18 protein-coding genes are annotated in these 17,726 nt (G+C 33.9%); 7 read left to right on the top strand and 11 right to left on the bottom strand.

Going from position 1 to position 17,726, the window contains the following annotated elements; translation table 11 throughout:
- Window positions 1-224: 224 nt before the first annotated feature.
- From BUB47_RS08545 to BUB47_RS08505, 9 genes are all read right to left on the bottom strand, one after another.
- Window positions 225-1,373, bottom strand: a complete 1,149-nt coding sequence (locus BUB47_RS08545) for a 2-hydroxyacyl-CoA dehydratase subunit D (RefSeq protein ID WP_073185412.1) — start codon at window positions 1,371-1,373, stop codon at window positions 225-227.
- Window positions 1,374-1,383: 10 nt separating this feature from the next.
- Window positions 1,384-2,712: a 2-hydroxyacyl-CoA dehydratase subunit D gene (locus tag BUB47_RS08540; protein WP_073185410.1), complete on the bottom strand. Its 1,329-nt coding sequence runs from the start codon at window positions 2,710-2,712 to the stop codon at window positions 1,384-1,386.
- A 30-nt stretch (window positions 2,713-2,742) separates the two neighbouring features.
- Window positions 2,743-3,558: an acyl-CoA dehydratase activase gene (locus BUB47_RS08535; RefSeq protein WP_073185409.1), complete on the bottom strand. Its 816-nt coding sequence runs from the start codon at window positions 3,556-3,558 to the stop codon at window positions 2,743-2,745.
- A gap of 360 nt (window positions 3,559-3,918) precedes the next feature.
- On the bottom strand, window positions 3,919-5,679 hold the full coding sequence (locus BUB47_RS08530) for an acyl-CoA carboxylase subunit beta (RefSeq protein WP_073185407.1): 1,761 nt from the start codon (window positions 5,677-5,679) through the stop codon (window positions 3,919-3,921).
- Between the two features lie 13 nt (window positions 5,680-5,692).
- Window positions 5,693-6,487: a glutaconate CoA-transferase subunit B gene (gene gctB, locus BUB47_RS08525; RefSeq protein ID WP_073185405.1), complete on the bottom strand. Its 795-nt coding sequence runs from the start codon at window positions 6,485-6,487 to the stop codon at window positions 5,693-5,695.
- Window positions 6,487-7,449, bottom strand: coding sequence for a glutaconate CoA-transferase subunit A (gene gctA, locus BUB47_RS08520; RefSeq protein ID WP_073185404.1), 963 nt, complete (start codon window positions 7,447-7,449; stop codon window positions 6,487-6,489). The genes gctB and gctA overlap by 1 nt, the downstream gene beginning before the upstream one ends.
- A gap of 91 nt (window positions 7,450-7,540) precedes the next feature.
- On the bottom strand, window positions 7,541-8,680 hold the full coding sequence (locus BUB47_RS08515; RefSeq protein ID WP_073185402.1) for a sodium ion-translocating decarboxylase subunit beta: 1,140 nt from the start codon (window positions 8,678-8,680) through the stop codon (window positions 7,541-7,543).
- 61 nt (window positions 8,681-8,741) lie between these two features.
- Window positions 8,742-9,146, bottom strand: a complete 405-nt coding sequence (locus BUB47_RS08510; RefSeq protein WP_073185400.1) for a biotin/lipoyl-containing protein — start codon at window positions 9,144-9,146, stop codon at window positions 8,742-8,744.
- A gap of 30 nt (window positions 9,147-9,176) precedes the next feature.
- The gene (locus BUB47_RS08505) at window positions 9,177-9,482 is read right to left on the bottom strand and encodes an OadG family protein (RefSeq protein WP_234945655.1); all 306 of its coding nucleotides are present in this window, start codon (window positions 9,480-9,482) and stop codon (window positions 9,177-9,179) included.
- Window positions 9,483-9,827: 345 nt separating this feature from the next.
- Here BUB47_RS08505 and BUB47_RS08500 point away from each other — a divergent pair, with 345 nt between their 5' ends.
- The 7 genes from BUB47_RS08500 to BUB47_RS08470 all read left to right on the top strand — a co-directional run bounded on the left by BUB47_RS08500 (window position 9,828) and on the right by BUB47_RS08470 (window position 16,009).
- A complete protein-coding gene (locus tag BUB47_RS08500; RefSeq protein WP_073185399.1) occupies window positions 9,828-10,871 on the top strand; it encodes a PhnD/SsuA/transferrin family substrate-binding protein in 1,044 nt (347 codons plus the stop codon).
- A 61-nt stretch (window positions 10,872-10,932) separates the two neighbouring features.
- Window positions 10,933-11,700: a phosphonate ABC transporter ATP-binding protein gene (phnC, locus tag BUB47_RS08495; RefSeq protein WP_073185396.1), complete on the top strand. Its 768-nt coding sequence runs from the start codon at window positions 10,933-10,935 to the stop codon at window positions 11,698-11,700.
- 2 nt (window positions 11,701-11,702) lie between these two features.
- Window positions 11,703-12,524, top strand: a complete 822-nt coding sequence (phnE, locus tag BUB47_RS08490) for a phosphonate ABC transporter, permease protein PhnE (RefSeq protein ID WP_073185394.1) — start codon at window positions 11,703-11,705, stop codon at window positions 12,522-12,524.
- Window positions 12,525-12,532: 8 nt separating this feature from the next.
- Window positions 12,533-13,345 carry a phosphonate ABC transporter, permease protein PhnE gene (phnE, locus tag BUB47_RS08485; protein ID WP_073185392.1) on the top strand — a complete coding sequence of 271 codons (813 nt, stop codon included), beginning with the start codon at window positions 12,533-12,535 and terminating at the stop codon, window positions 13,343-13,345.
- Between the two features lie 9 nt (window positions 13,346-13,354).
- Window positions 13,355-14,800, top strand: coding sequence for a bifunctional metallophosphatase/5'-nucleotidase (locus BUB47_RS08480; RefSeq protein ID WP_073185391.1), 1,446 nt, complete (start codon window positions 13,355-13,357; stop codon window positions 14,798-14,800).
- Window positions 14,801-14,851: 51 nt separating this feature from the next.
- The gene (locus tag BUB47_RS08475) at window positions 14,852-15,769 is read left to right on the top strand and encodes a hypothetical protein (RefSeq protein WP_073185389.1); all 918 of its coding nucleotides are present in this window, start codon (window positions 14,852-14,854) and stop codon (window positions 15,767-15,769) included.
- A gap of 33 nt (window positions 15,770-15,802) precedes the next feature.
- Window positions 15,803-16,009, top strand: coding sequence for a DUF1858 domain-containing protein (locus BUB47_RS08470; RefSeq protein WP_073185387.1), 207 nt, complete (start codon window positions 15,803-15,805; stop codon window positions 16,007-16,009).
- Between the two features lie 36 nt (window positions 16,010-16,045).
- Here BUB47_RS08470 and BUB47_RS08465 read toward each other — a convergent pair whose 3' ends face one another.
- Both BUB47_RS08465 and BUB47_RS08460 read right to left on the bottom strand, forming a co-directional pair.
- Entirely contained in the window at window positions 16,046-16,918 is an 873-nt protein-coding gene (locus BUB47_RS08465) for a D-alanyl-D-alanine carboxypeptidase family protein (RefSeq protein WP_073185386.1), read from the bottom strand.
- Window positions 16,919-17,026: 108 nt separating this feature from the next.
- Window positions 17,027-17,710, bottom strand: a complete 684-nt coding sequence (locus tag BUB47_RS08460; protein WP_073185384.1) for a class A sortase — start codon at window positions 17,708-17,710, stop codon at window positions 17,027-17,029.
- Window positions 17,711-17,726 lie beyond the last annotated feature (16 nt).

The raw sequence follows: 17,726 nt of genomic DNA, 5'->3' as shown, positions 1-17,726 counted from the left end.
ATATAATTATCTTGCACGTATTTCACCCTTTCTATTTGGTTTAGTCACTTTATATGGTAAAGGATTTTTGGAATACGTGCATTCTTTTTTTGCAAAAAAATAAATGTTGGAGTGGTTACCCCAACATTTATTATAGAACCTTAAATATTAAACCCTCAGTTTAACTGAGGGTTTTCTTTCACCAAAAAACAGCTACTTAATAATTTTAAGTAGCTGTTTTTATATTACATTCTATTTAATTGAACCATTTCGTTAAATGTCTCAAGTTGAGTTTTAACTTGTCCAAAGTCTTCCATTTGTTGGTCATATCCCATTTTTATTAAAGGTATTCCCTCTTTTTCAAATGCTTGTTTTAAAGATGGATATTCCATTTCCTCAGTGTCGTTAAAGTTCATCATAAATAATAGACATCCATCTGCGTCATTATCTATAGCTAAATTAACTACATACTCAGGTCTCTTCCAAATATCAGGGTCATAAAGTATTGGATCTTCGTCCATACGAGCAAATTGATCTGCTAGAGCAAGCATTGGATCTTCTATAGACATATCTATATCTATTTTAAGTCCTCTTGACTCATGAGCAACGTCATCTGCAACTATGGCAATTTTATAGTTATCAAATACTTCTAGTAGTGCCGGGTTATCAGTGATAATACCACTTGTAACAACTCTACTTCCATCCCAATCTTCTTCAGGAATCGCCTTTAATTCTTCATTTAGTTGTTTTAGTATTACATTGTGTTCATCTTTTAACATAAAGTAAGCACTTTTTAATACATTAGATCTATCTGAAGCTTTTATAGTTTGCGGATGTGTTGCAGCAAGTTTTATAAATTCTCTTTTTAATGCTCTATTTTCATTGTAAACTTCAAAAGCTTTTTTTAGATTTTCATCTGTTATTTTTACGTCACAAATGCTTTCTAATTCTTCTTTAGCTTTAGTGAAAATTTTAGCATTGTACACTTTTCCAAATTCTTCTTTTCTGTGTTGTCCATGATTTAAAAATACCATTGGAATTTTTCTTCCGGCACTTACTTTGTAGTTTTGAGATAGTGGTCTTAATGTGTCATCTAATGTTGTAAGCATAGCTGCAGATAGTCCATCAAGTGTTCCATCTAATGCCATCTCTAAACATCTCAAAGCCATTGAATAGTAAAATGTTGGAAAGTATTCCTTTGCCTTTTCAATTGGACCTGTTCCACCCCAAACTCCCATTGGCACCATTCCGCCTGCATATATTATTTCTTCAGGAGCGTAGTATGGAAATACACCTACTGCTTTTTTGCCTTCACCAAGATATTTGTCAAGTTGTTTTCTTGGATTTTTTGCATAAAATTCAAATTGTTCTAATAAATTTTTTATCTCACTCATGGCTAACTCCTTAATCTATAGTTGATTTTGACCAATCAGTTTCTTTTGTATTGTCAAAGTTTGTATAAACATCTTCGCCTCTAGCTTCTCTTTCAGCTTTTCTCTCGTCCATTATCTCTACTAGTCCTTGAACTCTAGTGTTGTACTGCTCAGTAGAGAAGTTTCTCTCATCGGCTTGATCTCCATCAAAATGCACTACTGGAATATCTAAGTCTTCCTTCCATCTTCTTTCGATTTCAGGCATAGCACCACTCCATGGTTTACAACTACGGTTGTAGTTAACTAGTGCTCCACTTATTCCATTTTCCTTAGCCATAGTTTCACGCCATTCAACTCCAGTTTCAATACATACTGAACATGGTGCTTTACTGTAAGCTGCAGCCATTTCTCTAATTCCGTCATATCTAAATCCAAATGCCGGAGCATATACTACTGCTGTTACGTTAACTCCGCTATTTTTTAATGGTTCATATAGAGCTCTAAGTCCTGGCCAGCAAGGAATTCCCTCAAATAATATTCTGTGTTCTTCTGGATATTCCCAAGTTGAAGTTCCCTCTCTAACTGATTGTTCAAACTCTTCTGCTAAAAGTTCAAATCCCTCAGCTGCTTTAACTTCACATCTAGCAGCTACAATGTCTGCCATGTGGTTAAATAAGTCAAATCCACTTAGTGGTGATGGTTTATATTGCATATAAGAACAAGCTTTTAACCATGCAGACGCAGTTCTGTTTGCAACAGCACAAGCATCTTCAAATTTTTTCTCGTCAAATTTTTTGCCTGTTAATTCTTCTAGTTGTTTTATTGCATGTTCAAACTGTCCAACCATGTAGTCTACTTTTTCTTCTGGAACTTCCACTGTGTTTGAAAATGGAATATCTATCATAATCATTGGTATATTATGCATTCTAGCAAGGTTTTCATACCATTTAGTCATCATGTTACAGATGTTGTTACAACATAGAACAAAGTCCGGCATAGGCATCTTTCTTGAGTCTGTAGGCTCTCCCGCAGCATATGCCAAGTTAATTCTAGCATACCCACAGATATCATTGTCATATCCCATATCTTCTGCAGCTTGACACATTCTAAGTCCATCTTTTTTTGCAGCAGTTGTAGCTGCCCAGTTTTCAGGATAAACTACGTTTAAGTCAAAAGCTTTTGCCAGTTCAATTGGGAATTTTGAAGAACTCCATCCAACTAGTTCTCCTCTTTCTTTAGCATCCCATGCATTGCCATATACCATATCTACTACATCTCTTAACATAGCTGCAGCAGGTTTACGGCCTTCTACTGGTCTTGGTTTTATACCAGGTATCTTTTCTAATACTTTCTTATTCATATTTTCCTCCTAAATATAAAAGTTATACAATTAATTTGCTACTTTTTCTTTTCTAAGTGCAGTTTTATATTTTTGATATCCAAATAAAGCAGCGCCTAGCGCTCCATTTAATTGGCACATTGGACTAGTGTGAACTTTGTAGCCCAAGTTTGCTTCCAGTGCTCTAACCATTCCCTTGTTTAGAGCTACTCCCCCAGTGAAAACTACATCGTCTTTTAATCCAACTCTCTTTGCTAAACTCCCAACTCTACTTGCAATAGAGTAGTGAATTCCCTTTACTATATCTTCTATCTTAGTTCCCTTTGCCAACTGAGAAATAACTTCTGACTCAGCAAAAACTGTACAAGTCGAACTAATAGTTACATCTTTTGTAGCCTTGGCATCTAGTGCTTCTAAGTCTCCAACTCCAACTTCTAAAACACGTGCAATAACGTCTAAAAACCTTCCTGTTCCGGCAGCACACTTGTCATTCATTACGAAATTTTCAAGTATTCCCCCATCTCCAATTTTAAGAGCCTTGGCATCTTGTCCACCAATATCAATAATTGTGTGAACATTGGGAAATAGGAAATAAGCTCCCTTAGCATGGCATGAAAGTTCAGACATTTGAAAATCGGCTTCTTCTAAAGAATTTCTTCCATAGCCTGTAGCCATTATAAATTTTATGTCTTCTATTTTAAGGTTTGCATTTTCTAAAACCATTTTAATAACTCTTGATGGACCTGAAGTTCCCGCACCTACATCAACTACAGCAGTTGCTATAACCTTTTTACCATCTTCTAGTATTACACCCTTTGAAGCTGTTGAACCAATGTCAACGCCCATTGTGTAAATATTATCTACCATTTAATCCCCTCTCAACTATACATAATTAATAAAAATTACAATAATCTTCCAATATTTTGGCGATTATATTGTACTATTTATTTACATCTTTGTCAAATAGAACGTTTGCAGGTTTCCTTGTGTAATGTGCTATTTTACTCTATTACAAAATATGTACTCCACTTTTTTCTTTTATTTAATCTATAGTCAAGATAACAACAATTTTAAAATGGGAATTTTAAATATTCAATATTTTTGTTATACTTTTAAAAACCTTTTCTTTTTATTAGTTTAAATATAACTTTTAAAAACAACAGGTCCTAGTTTTAAAAACTAAGACCTATTTTTTATAAATTCAGCTATTTAAAGTCTCTTTCCAATTTATTTTGAATATAAATTGTCAAAATCTCTTATTATTCTTGGTAGTAACATTTGGTGTACTGGACAGATTGATTCTGGATTTTGATATGCACTTTCTGTAAATGCAACTATATAGTTTCTCAATAAGTTCATATTTACAACTTCATCAACAAGTCCTGCTTCTGCACAATATAGCGGTTTAGATTTTTCAACATACTCTTGAATTAATTTGTTCATTTTATCAATAGTTGGTTGTAAGTCTTTTCCAGCTTTTTTGTCTTTTGCAAGTCTTCTTGAATACATTGCAGTTGCAGCTGTTTCACCATTCATTACGTTTATTTCTGTAGCAGCTGTACCTAAACTAAATGCATTTGTATCATTTCCTTGAGGTCCACCTAGTACATAGTGTGCTGCAGCTGTACCTTTTCTAAGTGTAATTTCTAGTTGAGGAAGGTCTGATTGTTGGATTGAATAGATTAGTGATTGTCCAAGTCCAAGTAATTCAGCTCTCTCTGCATCATCACCAACATCTATTCCAGATGTATCTTGAATCCAAACTATAGGAAGTTTATCTCTAGCACAAAGAGTAACAAATTCATTCATCTTTATTAGACCTTGTCTATAGAGTTTTCCACCTATACCTACACCTTTTTCAATGTATTCAGGATAGTTTACTAATAGTCCTTGAGTGTTAGCTACAACTCCTACTAGAAGTCCGCCAACTTTTGCAAGTCCTGTTACCATTTCAGGGCCATATCCCTTTTTGTATTCCATAAATTCAGAACCGTCAAATAATCTAGACATTACTTCATAGATATTATAAGTTTTTTTAGGGTTCATAGGAACTAGAGAATATAAGTCAGTTGGGTTATATGCCGGAGTTTTCGGATCATCTACTCTAAAGAAATCTAAGTCATATGATGGAATCATATCTATATATTTTCTAATACCTTCAAGCATTCCCTCTTCTTCTACGTATACTTCTCTAAAGAATCCAGTTTGAGCAAAGTGTACACTTACTGATCCTGGAGGAGTTGTCTTTTTAGCATTCATTGTTGCATCTGCTATCTGGTTAGCTCCTTCTTCGTCAATATATCCCTTAGGGTTCATTCCGCCAAGTATTCCTGCTCCTCCAACTGCCATGTTAGCATCTTTGTGAGCAATTAATATTGTAGGTGAAATTGAGTGATATCCACCACCTGCTGGGTTTGTTCCATAAATTCCAACAATAACTGGAATTCCCAATTGGTTTAATTCAGAGTTTCTGTAGAATGGAGTTCCTCCACCACGTCTATTTGGATAAACTTTTTCTTGAACGTCAAATTTAACGCCAGAACAGTTTAGTATATACACTAGAGGAATTCTCAAGCGCTTAGCTGTATCACTAGCTCTGATTAAATTTTCAGCTTGTCCTGGAACCCATGCTCCTGCAAGTTTTTTATTATCTGAAGCAACTATTACTGCCCATTTTCCGTTGATTCTGCCAAGACCCTTTACAATTCCTGTTGAGCCATTGTCATTTTCTTCTGGGTTAAATAATGAGTTTAGTGGACACCAAGTTCCCTCATCTATTAGTTCAGCAACACGCTGTAATGCTGTCCACTGTCCTGATTCATTAAGAGCTTCATCAGATTTACCAGCTTTTTGAGCTGTAACGATGTGCTCATAAATTTCTTGTTCAACTTTTCTAACTAGTTCTATATTTTCTTCATCATTAGCCTTTAGTGGTGCACCAATCGTACTCATATTTTTAAAATAAGAGTTCATTGAATATTGTCCCATTATATCCTCCTTATTAGTCTCTTGGAACTTGAATGAAAGCTTGTCCTGGGTCTATTTCTTCACGGATAAGTTTTATTACACTCTCTTCAGGTTCTTCAAGTAAAACAGCCTTTGAAACATCTATATCAAATCCTGTATTTTCAATTATATCTTCAGGGCTTGATGTTGGATAGTATCCAGCAAGATACATCTTTTTAGTCTTTTCATCAAACTTCATAATTCCTCTGTCTGTTACTACCATTTGTGGACCAACATTTTCTGGAATACCAGCTTTTGTACGTCCTCCAGGACCGTCCATCCAACCTGGAGATGTGATGTAATCTATTTTTTCCATAAATCTTCTTTTTTCATGTTGCATCATTATTATAGTGTTAGTATATGTTGCAATCCCATTAGCTCCACCTGATCCTGTAAATCTAGTTTTAGGATTGTTGTAATCTCCAATAACTGTTGAGTTTACATTTCCGTAAGGGTCAATTTGAGCTCCACCGATAAATGCCACCATTCTTTGTTTATCATGTTGCCACTCACAAGCTTCAAATCCAATAAATCTTACGTTTGGCCATTGAACTGCACAGTGAGCCATTAGTCTGTTGTCTCCAACTGATCTTGGAACTTCAATTGGTGCACAGTCCATTAGTCCACTTTCCACAATTAGTGTACAGCTTGGTGCAAAAACTCTCTTAGCAAGTGCCGCTCCAATTAGAGGAAGTCCTGTTCCAACTATTACTATTTGACCTTCTTGAATTTGTCTTCCAATAGTAACCGCTTGCATTTCTTTATTTGTATAATTATCGTATCTTGCCATTATTTTTCCTCCTTTAGAACATTTGTAGCATATCCAAAGCCTGGAACAATGTGTAAATCAATAATTCTATTTGCTCCTAATTTATTTAAATAATCTCTGTGATCTTCTATGTCATAAACCCATTCTTTCATGTAAGCAGCGAAATCTTCATCTGTCTTACTTACAACGTTGTACATCTTGTAGAAGTCAGCATCGTAGTCATAGTAGTCATAACATTGTGAAGGATGTGCACCGTAAGGTGTATGAACTATAGCATCAACACAGAATCCTGGAATACTGTTTAAATTAGGTTCTTTTCTAATTTCTTCATTACTTACCAGTTCTTCACAAGTTACAATTGTCTTTCTTGCAGCAACTGCAATGTCAACATCATGGAACTCATCTCCAAGAATTCTACATGTTCCGTCTGGAGAAGCCATTTGAACGTGAATAACTGCAGTGTCAATCTTTGGAACTGGAACCGCTATAACTTTATCTCCTTCAACAAAAGGATTATCTACATAAAAGAATTTATCTTTAGGTAATTTTTCAACAGTTTCTCTTTGCTCTTTTGAAATACCCCATTTTTCTGCAACGTCAGTACCCATCATAAGTTTTACTGGTAGGTATGGAAGTCCAAGTGATGCTGCGTGAAGTCTTAACATTTCAACGTCTTGAGAGTAGTCTTCCATAAGAAGTTCTCCCTTTTCAACAGCTGCTCTAAATCTTCTTGATACGTTAGTGTATCCGGAGTTTGCAGTATAGCAGTTTATATAAGCCTTAACTCTTCCTTCTCCAATTAACATATCCCAATCTCCACCTGCTGGGCCTGCTTCACCTATGAAATCTTTTTTACCTTGTCTAAGAATTTCATAAACTGCTGCATAAGGTTTTCTGTTAGTTGTAAATCCACCAAAAGACATTACGTCTCCATCTTCTACGAATTTACTTATAGCATCTTTTAAACTATAAATTTTACTCAAAGTAATTCCTCCTCATATTTTTTCATAACTTCCTTTATTATATCTAAACATGGAACAATTGAGAACCCTTAGATTCTCAATCGTATTTTTATTAGCCAAACATTATTAGAAATACCCCTGCTGCTACAGCAGAGCCTATAACTCCTGCAACGTTTGGTCCCATTGCGTGCATCAACAAGAAGTTAGTAGGGTTGTATTTTCTTCCCTCAACTTGAGCTACACGTGCTGCCATAGGTACTGCAGAAACTCCTGCTGCTCCTATAAGTGGATTTATCTTTCCACCAGTTGCATAGTATAGTACTTTTCCAAATAGAACTCCACCTGCTGTTGAACATGCGAAGGCAAATAGTCCTAGTGCAATAATTGCTATTGTTTGTACACTTAAGAAAATTTCTCCATTTGCAGTTGCTCCAACAGTAAGTCCAAGCATAATTGTAACTATATTCATAAGAGCATTTTGAGCTGTGTCTGACAATCTGTCAACTACTCCTGACTCTTTAAATAAGTTTCCTAACATTAGTAATCCTAGTAGTGGTGCTACAGATGGTAATAATAGTGCTGTAAATAGTACTACAACCACTGGGAATACAATCTTTTCTGTCTTAGAAACCTTTCTAAGTTCAACCATTTTTGTTTCACGTTCTTTTTTAGTGGTAAGTGCTTTCATGATTGGCGGTTGAATTAGCGGAATTAAAGCCATGTAGGAATATGCCGCTACGGCAATAGGTGCAAGTAAGTGTGGTGCAAGTGTATTTGTTGTGTAAATAGCTGTAGGTCCATCAGCTCCACCGATTATTGCAATTGAAGCAGCTTCTTCCATTGTAAACAGTCCTGAAGCCACTGCAATAATAAACGCAGTATAAATACCAAATTGTGCTGCTGATCCCAATAGTAGTGATATTGGATTTGCAATTAACGGACCAAAGTCAGTCATTGCTCCTACACCCATAAATATTAAACATGGGAATAAATTTGACTTTACCCCACTATATATAATTCTCAGAACACCTGAATCATACCAAGGTTCTGCTTCTGTCATAAGTCCAGCTTCAGGTAAATTTGCAAGTAGCATACCGAAAGCAATCGGAAGAAGTAGTAATGGTTCAAATCCCTTTCTAATAGCTAAATATATAAGTATAAAAGCTATTAGAAACATTACACAGTTTCTCCATTCCAGATGTGCAAAGCCTGACTGAGACAATATCTCAGATAATATACTAAAAAAACTCATTTTTTACTCCCTTTTCACATTTTGTATTCTTCTCTTTTAAAAATTAAATAACTTATATAAATTATTTAATTTCAGCTAGAAGTTGGTCAGTGTCTACAGTTTCTCCTTGAGTTACCTTCAATGAAATTGTTCCTGCAACTGGTGCTACGATTTCATTTTCCATCTTCATTGCTTCTAAGATAAGAATTACATCTCCAGCTTGTACTTGTGAACCTTCAGTTGCAACAAGTTTCCATATATTTCCTGGCATTGGTGAAAGAACTTGTTCTCCACCTGTTGATGCTGCTTTAGGAGCTTCTTGAGCTGGTGCCGGTGCTGCTTGAGGAGCTACTTGTGGTGCCGCTTGTGGTGCTGGTGCTGCCTGAGGTGCTCCAAAGTCTGCCATTGTTAAAGACTTAGATCCTCCAGTCACTTTCTCCACTTCTACTTCATACACTCTTCCATCTACTTTTACTTGATATTTCATTTTTTTAACATCCTCTCTAATTTTTTAATTTTATTTTTTTTCTTCTATTGAAGTTATAGTGAATTTATCTACAGATAATTTTGTTTCAGCACTTACAGCTCCTATAATTGCAGCTATTAATGCTCCATCCTGTTTATCTTCCACCACTGCTTTTGATGGTTGTGTCGCTTCTTTAGTGTCCTTTTTTGCTGATTTATCAATTGAACCTACTACTTTAGAAATAATAGTAACAAAAATTCCCAACGCTACTAATGTTAAAAATACTATAGTAAGACCTGACGCAGAAATTTTTAAAGCATCTCCTACTGTTCCAATTGTCATTATTGCACCACTCAAAATTTACACCTCCTCATATGTAATTCCATATTGTAAAACTAATTTCATCTTTAAACTCATTATAGCAAAATAAACTTTTAATATCAACAATACTTTGGGAAGTTTTATTTCTTTTAATAAGCTATTTAGAAATTTACAACTGTTTTTTTCATATGTTCACCAGCTTGCTTTTTCTCATTTTTCAACTATTAAAATTACATTATTTTTTCCTTCCTATACATAATATATTTACTTCACCTTTAATAATAGATTATATTAATTCACTTCACAAATTTATATTGCAATCTGATATAATTATTTTAGTTTTAATTTTACAAATTTTAAAAAATAACGGAGGTATTATCTATGAAAAAAACTGCAACACTACTGAGTTTAATTTTAATGTTCTCTGTACTTACTGGATGTTCTGGTAAAAATGCAGAACAATCTACTGGCGATTCAAAAACTATTGAAACTCTATCTATTCAATTTGTCCCATCTAGAAATCCTGACGACATAGTAACTCAAACTGAACCATTAAAGGAAATTTTAACTAAAAAATTAGCTGATGAGGGATATACTGTTCAAAATATAGATATTTCAGTTGGCACAAACTACGAAGCTACTGGCGAAGCACTAAGTGCAGGCTCTGTAGATATTGGATTTATTCCAGGTGGCACTTATGTGCTATATGACGATGCAGCAGAAGTAATTTTAACTGCAACTCGTGATGGACTTTCAGTTGATTCTGATGAGCCCATAGAGTGGAATAAAAATAAGCCGACTACTTTAGATGAAAACAATCAAGTTACTTTTTATAGAGCACTTATTTTAGCAGGCCCTTCTGAAAAGGGACAAGAGCTGTCAGCTAAAATTAACAATGGCGAAAAGCTCACTTGGGATGATCTAAACTCTGCTAAGTGGTCTGTAATGAGTTCTTCATCTCCTGCAGGATATATATATCCTACTCTTTGGCTTCAAGACAACTACGAGAAGTCAATCACAGACCTTACAACTACTGTTCAGTCTGATTCTTACGGCTCAGCTATGGCCAGACTTGCTTCAGGTCAAGTTGATGTGTTAGTGGGCTTTGCAGACGTTAGAAACGACTACGCTGAAAACTGGCAAAGTGATTGGAATAGAGCAAGTACAATTTGGGATGAGACAAATGTAATTGGAGTTACTGATAAAATATATAATGACACTATTTCTGTATCAAAGAATTCAAAGATTATGACTGACGAATTTAAAGAAGCTCTAATAAAAGCTTTTATTGAAATAGGAAATACTGAAGAGGGAAAAGAAATCATATCTATATACAGTCACACAGGATATGAAAAAGCAGATTCCAAAAACTATGATTCTGAAAGAGAAGCACAGGAACTCTTAAAAAGTCTTAAGAGCAATTAATCTTTTAAGGACTGAGAAATTCTAGTTTCTCGGTCCTTATTTTATTTTAGAAAGGTTTAATATGATTAAATTTAAAAATGTAGATAAAATTTATCCAGGCGGATTTAAAGCCCTTGACAATATTAATTTAACTATTGACGATGGCGAATTTGTAGCTATTATAGGTCGTTCCGGTGCAGGAAAGAGCACACTTATTAGAACTATAAATAAAATGCACGATATTCAAAGTGGAGAACTTACAGTAGATGGCTTAAATGTCTCTACCTTAAAGGGCAGAGAACTTAGAAAGTTTAGGCGTAGCATTGGTATGATATTTCAATCTTTTAACCTTGTAGAGAGAACTACAGTAATTAAAAATGTATTGACTGCCTTTGTTCCCGATTTAAATCCTCTTCGCTCATTTTTTGGAATATTTCCCAAAGAATATAAGTTAAAAGCGCTAGATGCTTTAGAACAGGTAGATATATTGGACAAGGCCTATGCAAGAGCCGACCAACTGTCAGGTGGTCAAAAGCAAAGAGTTGCACTAGCCAGAACTCTTGCACAAAATCCCAAGATAATTCTTGCTGATGAACCTGTTGCCAGCTTAGACCCAATTAATGCAAAGCAAGTAATGGACTACTTTAAAAAAATAAATACTAAAAAAAATATTGCAATCCTAATAAATATTCACCACGTTGACTTGGCTTTGGAATACGCCACAAGAGTCGTTGGAATAAGCGAGGGAAAAATTGTATATGACGGCCCATCTGAGGGAGTTAATGAATCTGTCTTAAAGACAATTTACGGCGAAGATGCCGGTGAACTACACTTTAATGAGGAGGAATAAATATGAAACTCTTTAATAAAGTACTTCCCCCTAAAAAACTAACTCTTAAATCAGGAGCTACTGTATACGAAAATCGTTCACACCTCATTGTAATACTTCCAATATTTATTTTGTTTTCCATACTTGCAATTAAAATAACAGGTTTTAACTTAAATACTTTATTTACAAATGCAAATCAGTTTTTTGTAATACTGGCTCAAATATTTAAACCCAATTTAGATTATTTGCCCCAAGTGATAAACCCCTTAAAAGATACTATTAAAATGAGTTTTCTAGGTTCTTTTTTAGGAGCAATTGTGGCAATGCCCTTCGCATTTTTAGCCTCTACTAATATGGTAGATAATAAGGTTGTAAATTGGATTATAAGACTTTTATTCTCTGTGCTTAGAACAATTCCAACACTGGTAAATGCACTTATTGCAACTTATATATTTGGACTTGGAACTCTAGCCGGCACTATTGCAATATTTATATTTTCATTTTCATATGTGGGTAAACTCACCTATGAGCAAATAGAAACTGTGGACATGGGAGCTTTCGAGGCCATGATTTCAATGGGATTTACTAAAGTAATGGCATTTATAAAGGGAGTAGTTCCACAAATTCTTCCAATATACATTTCAACTTCCCTATATAACTTTGAGGGAAATGTAAGATATGCCGCCATACTTGGATACGTTGGAGCAGGTGGACTGGGACTTCTTCTAAATGAAAATATAGGTTGGAGAGATTACAACAGCACAGGTACAATACTACTTTGTCTACTTGTCACTGTATTTGTAATTGAAAACATCAGCTCTTATTTTAGAAACAAATTAAATTGAGGTACAATATGGATAATATAAATTTAAAATTAAAAGAAGAACCCAATAGAAAAGGAAGAATAATTACAATTACATTAATTGTTCTAGGACTTTTTATTTGGTCGCTGGGAGCTGCAGGAGGCTACGACTTATCTTCCGGCTCAGGAATGAGTATAGCTAAAAATATATTTTCAGGAATACTACATCCTGACTTTAACTTGCTCTTTAACTTTACAAAGCAAGGTGTATTATATATGCTCCTTGAAACTATATGTATAGCTTTTTTAGGAACTATTATAGGGGCAATTATTTCAATTCCCCTGGCATTTTTATCTTCTTCAAATATAGTTCCCAAACCTGTAAGTGCTATTACACGTTTTTTTATAATGATGGTTAGAACTATTCCATCACTAATATACGGACTTATGTTTATAAGAGTTACAGGTCCCGGAGCATTTGCAGGACTTTTAACTATGAGTTTTATATCCGTTGGAATGCTTACAAAATTATTTTCCGATACAATTTTAGACTTAGATAAGTCAATTTTAGAATCTCTACTAGCCCTTGGCTGTAACACCTTTGAACAAATTAGATACGGTGTATTCCCACAGCTAAGTGCCAACTTTATATCTACAACTATCTATAGATTTGATATAAATTTAAGAGATGCAACAGTTCTTGGACTTGTTGGCGCCGGAGGAATCGGAGCACCATTAATATTTGCAATGAACGCATATAAGTGGAACCAAGTTGGAGCAATACTGCTGGGACTTATTATTCTAGTGTTAGTCATTGAACTGTTTTCCACTAGAGTAAGATCTAAACTTGTAAAAGGTCATTAAGGAGTAACTATGAAAATTTACTTTACATCAGATATTCACGGATATTTTTTCCCAACTGACTATCTTGATAGAAACTATAAAAACACAGGACTACTCTGTGAGGCAAATTCATTTGCAAGAGATGAAAATACTATTGTAATCGACGGCGGAGATACTCTTCAGGGCTCTGCCTTTGACTACTATATGAAAACTAAAAATAATTCCAAGTCAATTGGAAATATTATGTCAGAAGTAAAATACGACTTCTACACACTTGGAAACCATGACTTTAACTATGGATATGAGTACCTTTTAAACTACACTAATAATTTTAATGCTCAGTGTATTTGTGCCAATGTTGAAGATACTCTTGGAAATATTAAAATTAAGCCCTATGTAATTTTAAACATTGAAGGTAAAAAAGTTGCCATTACAGGGCTTGTAACTGATTGGGTTTCACTTTGGGAAAAACCTGAGTATTTAAAAAACTTTAAAATTTCAAATACATTTGAAACTGCCAAAAAAGTCCTTGAAGAAATTAAAGACGCAGATTTTAAAATTTGTATCTACCACGGCGGCATAGAAGAAGATATACACACCTTTGAAAAGTTGTCTGACACTGACGAGAATATAGCTGCAAAAATGGCCAGAGAATTAAACTTTGATTTAATTTTAACTGCTCATCAGCATATGGATGTTCCCTCACTTAAAATTGAGAACACTCACCTTGTTCAGTGCCCTGCAAATGGAGAAAAATATATTGAAATTGGTATAAATTTAGAAGACAACACAGTTAACTCCACATCAAAAGCGCCAACTTCTAAACCTGATAAAAATATTTACAATAAATTTAGAGAACTGGACCTTAAAACTCAAGACTTCTTAGACAGTCCACTTACCACTTTAGATAGAGATTATCTACCTGAAGATAAGTTAACTATGGCTATGAAGGGTTCAGATCTTGCCGATTTTATTAATAGAGCACAAATTGAAATTGCAGATGCAGACATTTCAATTACCTCCTTTGCCAATGAAATAAAGGGATTTAATAAAAATGTAACTATTCGAGACGTACTCTTAACCTATAGATTTCCAAATACTCTTGTAGTTTTAGAAATTGACGGCAAAAATTTAAGAGCTGCTCTGGAACAAAATTACACTTACATTGAATATGTTAATGGAAAATTTGAAATTGCTAAAAAATTTCTACTACCTAAAGTAGAACACTATAACTTTGACTTCTTTTATGGAATAGAATTTGAACTTAACTTAAAAAATGAAAACTACAATAAAATAGGAGATATTTACTATAATAAAAAACTTATTTCTGATACAGATACTTTTAAACTGGTAATGAATAACTACAGGTCTACTGGTGCCGGGAACTTTACAATGTACAAAAACTTAAAAAAAGTTAAAGAAGTAAACATTGAAGTTTCTGAACTTTTAATTAACTACCTGTCAAACCTGAAGTAACTCCTTTACTTAAATCTGTATATTATATATAATCAAATTGGAGGTATGCAAATGAAAAAAACACTATTATTATCACTATTATTTGTACTCTTACTGGGAACTACAGTTAGTGCAAAAGTAGTACCAACAGACCAAGATGTAACTCTTGACGGTCAAAAAATTGAACTTGAAGGATATAGCATTGATGGCAACAACTACTTTAAACTAAGAGATATTGCTGCAATATTAAGTGGAACAGATGTGGCATTTGGCGTTGATTACAACGACAGTAAAAACTCTATTGAAATCACTAGAAATAAAAGCTACACTAAACTTCCAACAGACTTAACTATATCCCAAAATAGCGAAATAGAATCTAAAAAATCTTCTCAAAAAGTCTATATTGATGGAGAAGTAGTAAACTACAGCGCCTATTTTATCAACGGAAATAACTACTACAAACTTAGAGACTTAGGTAAGACAATTGGATTTTATGTAGACTATAAAGAAGATACTAAGACAATAGTAATTAAATCTGAAAAAGTTGATGCAACCGACTTAATTGAAAGAGAAGATGTTAGCTTTAAAAGTTTTGCTGTTGACACTTTAACTAATATGCAAGAATTTAAAATCGGCGAGAAAAAAAGCATTTCAATGGATGACTTCACATCAAATATAAAATCTGTAGTATTACTTTCTACAGACGAAAGACAATTTTCTGCAAAAGTAGAATATGATGAGTCCAGCAACAGTGTGAAAATAGTTCCTCTACTTTTTAAAATCAAGGGTTCACTTAACTTTACACCTGTTATAAAAGTAGAACAAGGCGAAGAGACACACTTTGAAAGTGCACAGAGCAACTTAAATTTAAGTTCACTTACATCTAAGATTGACCCTTCTAAAGAACATAAAATTGTATTAGGATATTATGTTGGAGATGAAAGTCCTGAAAACTTCAGAAGTTTTTCAATTTTAGAATTTAAAAACTGAAAATAGTGGTATAATATACTTGGAGGGATGTATATGAAAGTAACTAAAGATACAATTATAGGAGAAATCCTTGCTAATAAACCGGAATCTATTGGAACTCTTATGAGTTTTGGAATGGGATGTGTAATGTGTCCTGCAAGCCAAATGGAAACTCTTGAAGAAGCATCAATGGTTCATGGATTAGATGTTAACTTACTTGTAGATTCACTTAACAAGTCAGAAGTTACAGAAGAAGCTTAAAAAAATAACCTAGTTGAAATTTCAACTAGGTTATTTTTATTTTATATTGTTTAAAATATTTAATGTATCTTCAACTTGGTAGTAGTGTAGGTCTTTTATATTATCAAGTTCCGAACCCATGACAACTATAATATATTCATTCTCACCTTTTTTAGATAGCGTTGCCCAGCACTCTCCCGCTTCAAGCGTAGTTCCTGACTTTCCACCTAAAACTTCAAATCCATCTTGCTCATATTCATCTAGCTTACTTAAAACAGTGGACTTTAAAACAATTCCACTTGGATGGTCTAGTGTCTTCGTAGTTGTGTAGGACTTCTTAGTAAATACTGCTCTAAAGTCATTATTATTTAAAGCTGAATTTACAATCATTGCAATGTCTTTTGCAGAAGAATATTGCCCCTCTACATCAAGGCCCTCCGGATTTTTATAGGCAGTATTTTTTAACTCTAATTCCTTAGCCTTATCATTCATCATCTCTACATATTTATCTACAGAGCCTGAAATATTTATTGCCAAAGAGTTAGCCGCCTCTCCACCAGAGGCCAGCATTGTCCCATATAACAAATCTCTATAAGTTACCCTCTCTCTTCCATAAAATCCCGCCATTGATGCGTTACTGCTGTTCATTCTCTTATAAGTTTCCACATCTACAGGCGCTATTTCAGAAAGATCACTTATATTCTCAACTGCAACTAAGGTCGTCATAATTTTCACTAGAGATGCAGGATATACTCTTTCATCTGCCTTTATAGAAAGTAGTTCCTTTTCATTGGTTCTGTCATATACGTAAATGTTTTTTGAGTGGTAGTCCAGTTTTTTTAAATTGTTGCCACCTATCACTTTAATTCCAACTACTGCCACAGCTAATATTAAAACTAAAGCTATAATTATTTTAAATACTTTTTTCATATAATTTGTCCTTTACATTTTATTCTTATAGTTATATTAACTTAAAAAACATAAGAATTTATGATAAAACTATTAAATATTAGTTAAATTAATATTTCCACATTTCCACTACATTTTACTTTCATCATAATCATAGATATTTACTAAATCTCCCAGTACAAAATATCTATTGCCTGTGTTTTTCCCATTTTCGTAGTAACAGTTCATAAGAGATATTATTGGACCACCTCTTTTATCTGCCTCTGCATTTTCAATCATGTAAAGAGCCGTTGGTGAAACAATTTTTCTGTCGTAAATTTTATATTCATAGATATTTTCTTTATCTGTAATTTTTATAATATCATTTATTTTAGCTTGGTCTAACTTATAAAAAAGTGCACCTTTTCTGGAGTTGTGACCGGCTACTGCATAATTTCCCTCACCCATAATTTGACTTGGCTTCATAGTTCCCGCACCGGCAAGTAAATTAGTTTCACTAACTCCCTTAAATACAGTTAAATCTAAATCTATACTTTTAATTGTAATTTGACCTACAATTAACTTTGGATTAATTTTACTGGGGTCTAATAAAACTCTCATCGGAGAAATTTCCTCTACACTTTCAAAATTAAAGTTTTCATCTTCAACTACTTCTCTGTTGTTCTTTAAAATATCTTCTGCATTTAACTTGTTAAAATAATCTACGCCTTGCTGCGAATTGCTGTTTAAACTTCTTATAGTTAAATAGGGCATGCTTATTAACAATACTCCCGCTATTAATAAAACTACTCCCAGTATTTTTTTCTTGTTCATATTATCTCCTACAATT

This window comes from Anaerosphaera aminiphila DSM 21120 (assembly GCF_900129925.1).
Taxonomy (GTDB): Bacteria; Bacillota; Clostridia; order Tissierellales; family Peptoniphilaceae; genus Anaerosphaera; species Anaerosphaera aminiphila.
The sequence above is the reverse complement of the archived record's forward strand: the minus strand, read 5'-3'. Positions and strand labels throughout refer to the sequence as shown.

What these genes read in the sequence shown, in the direction of transcription:
- BUB47_RS08545 (WP_073185412.1), bottom strand. Translation starts at nt 1,373, where the DNA reads ATGAGTGAGATAAAAAATTTATTAGAACAATTTGAATTTTATGCAAAA.
- BUB47_RS08540 (WP_073185410.1), bottom strand. Translation starts at nt 2,712, where the DNA reads ATGAATAAGAAAGTATTAGAAAAGATACCTGGTATAAAACCAAGACCA.
- BUB47_RS08535 (WP_073185409.1), bottom strand. Translation starts at nt 3,558, where the DNA reads ATGGTAGATAATATTTACACAATGGGCGTTGACATTGGTTCAACAGCT.
- BUB47_RS08530 (WP_073185407.1), bottom strand. Translation starts at nt 5,679, where the DNA reads ATGGGACAATATTCAATGAACTCTTATTTTAAAAATATGAGTACGATT.
- gctB (WP_073185405.1), bottom strand. Translation starts at nt 6,487, where the DNA reads ATGGCAAGATACGATAATTATACAAATAAAGAAATGCAAGCGGTTACT.
- BUB47_RS08515 (WP_073185402.1), bottom strand. Translation starts at nt 8,680, where the DNA reads ATGAGTTTTTTTAGTATATTATCTGAGATATTGTCTCAGTCAGGCTTT.
- BUB47_RS08510 (WP_073185400.1), bottom strand. Translation starts at nt 9,146, where the DNA reads ATGAAATATCAAGTAAAAGTAGATGGAAGAGTGTATGAAGTAGAAGTG.
- BUB47_RS08500 (WP_073185399.1), top strand. Translation starts at nt 9,828, where the DNA reads ATGAAAAAAACTGCAACACTACTGAGTTTAATTTTAATGTTCTCTGTA.
- phnC (WP_073185396.1), top strand. Translation starts at nt 10,933, where the DNA reads ATGATTAAATTTAAAAATGTAGATAAAATTTATCCAGGCGGATTTAAA.
- phnE (WP_073185394.1), top strand. Translation starts at nt 11,703, where the DNA reads ATGAAACTCTTTAATAAAGTACTTCCCCCTAAAAAACTAACTCTTAAA.
- phnE (WP_073185392.1), top strand. Translation starts at nt 12,533, where the DNA reads ATGGATAATATAAATTTAAAATTAAAAGAAGAACCCAATAGAAAAGGA.
- BUB47_RS08480 (WP_073185391.1), top strand. Translation starts at nt 13,355, where the DNA reads ATGAAAATTTACTTTACATCAGATATTCACGGATATTTTTTCCCAACT.
- BUB47_RS08475 (WP_073185389.1), top strand. Translation starts at nt 14,852, where the DNA reads ATGAAAAAAACACTATTATTATCACTATTATTTGTACTCTTACTGGGA.
- BUB47_RS08470 (WP_073185387.1), top strand. Translation starts at nt 15,803, where the DNA reads ATGAAAGTAACTAAAGATACAATTATAGGAGAAATCCTTGCTAATAAA.
- BUB47_RS08465 (WP_073185386.1), bottom strand. Translation starts at nt 16,918, where the DNA reads ATGAAAAAAGTATTTAAAATAATTATAGCTTTAGTTTTAATATTAGCT.
- BUB47_RS08460 (WP_073185384.1), bottom strand. Translation starts at nt 17,710, where the DNA reads ATGAACAAGAAAAAAATACTGGGAGTAGTTTTATTAATAGCGGGAGTA.